The organism is Azonexus sp. (assembly GCF_036170495.1).
GTDB lineage: Bacteria > Pseudomonadota > Gammaproteobacteria > Burkholderiales > Rhodocyclaceae > Azonexus.
Map to the genome: position 1 here is coordinate 1 of NZ_JAVHPH010000097.1, position 1,148 is coordinate 1,148.

Annotated in this window: 1 protein-coding gene; it reads left to right on the forward strand. The window is 60.2% G+C overall.

Going from position 1 to position 1,148, the window contains the following annotated elements:
- Positions 1–1,123, forward strand: a 1,123-nt coding sequence (gene metG, locus ADADOO_RS03080) for a methionine--tRNA ligase subunit beta (RefSeq protein WP_511274916.1), incomplete at its 5' end; no start/stop codon positions are given.
- Between the last annotated feature and the right edge of the window lie 25 nt (positions 1,124–1,148).

The window sequence follows — 1,148 nt, forward strand, 5'->3', positions numbered from 1 at the left end:
GATCTTCGCGCACGGCTTTCTCACGGTCGACGGCGCAAAAATGTCGAAATCGCGCGGCACCTTCATCACCGCCCAGAGCTACCTCGACACTGGCCTCAACCCGGAATGGCTGCGCTACTACTACGCCGCCAAGCTGGCGGCCAGCATGGAAGACATCGACCTCAACCTTCAAGACTTCGCCGCCCGCGTCAATTCCGACCTCGTTGGCAAGTATGTCAACATCGCCAGCCGCTCGGCCGGCTTCATCACCAAGCGTTTCAACGGCCAACTAGCGCCGGCTGCCGCTGAGTTGCCGGCCATCAAGGCCATCCAGGACGCCGCCGGTCGCGTCGCCGAACTCTACGAAGCCCGAGAATTCGGCAAGGCCATGCGCGAAATCATGGCGCTCACCGATGCCGCCAATCAGTACGTCGACAGCGTCAAGCCCTGGGAACTGGCCAAGCAGGAAGGCCGCGAAGTCGAACTGCACGCGGCCTGCACCAATGCGCTCAACCTCTTCCGCCTGCTCACCGTACTGCTCAAGCCGATCCTGCCGGTGGTCGCCGGCCAAGTCGAGAAATTCCTCAACATCGCGCCGCTCACCTGGACCGATACGCAGAGCCTGCTCGCCGCCGGCCACGGCATCAATGTTTACGAGCATTTGATGACCCGTGTCGATCCGAAACTGATCGAAAAACTGGTCGAAGCCAACAAAGAAACGCTGGCCCCAGCGCAGGAGCAGCTGTCACCACAGCGCCACGCCGAGCACCAGCAAAACGAAGTCAAGGCCGAAAGCCCGTGGGAGCCGTTCTGCAATATTGACGACTTCATGAAGGTCGACCTGCGCATTGTCCGCATCGCCAACGCCGAACACGTCGAAGGCGCCGACAAGCTGATTCGCCTGACCCTTGATGTCGGCAACAACGAAACGCGCAATGTCTTCGCCGGCATCAAGGCAGCTTACGACCCCGCCCAGTTGATCGGACGGCTAACCGTCATGGTCGCTAATTTAGCGCCGCGAAAAATGAAATTCGGGTTGTCCGAGGGGATGGTCCTCGCCGCTTCGGATAGCGAGGGCAAAACCCCCGGGATTTTCCTTTTGTCGCCGGATTCGGGCGCTCAACCTGGAATGCGAGTGAAATAAAACGATGCGGCTGGCAACGACTGGC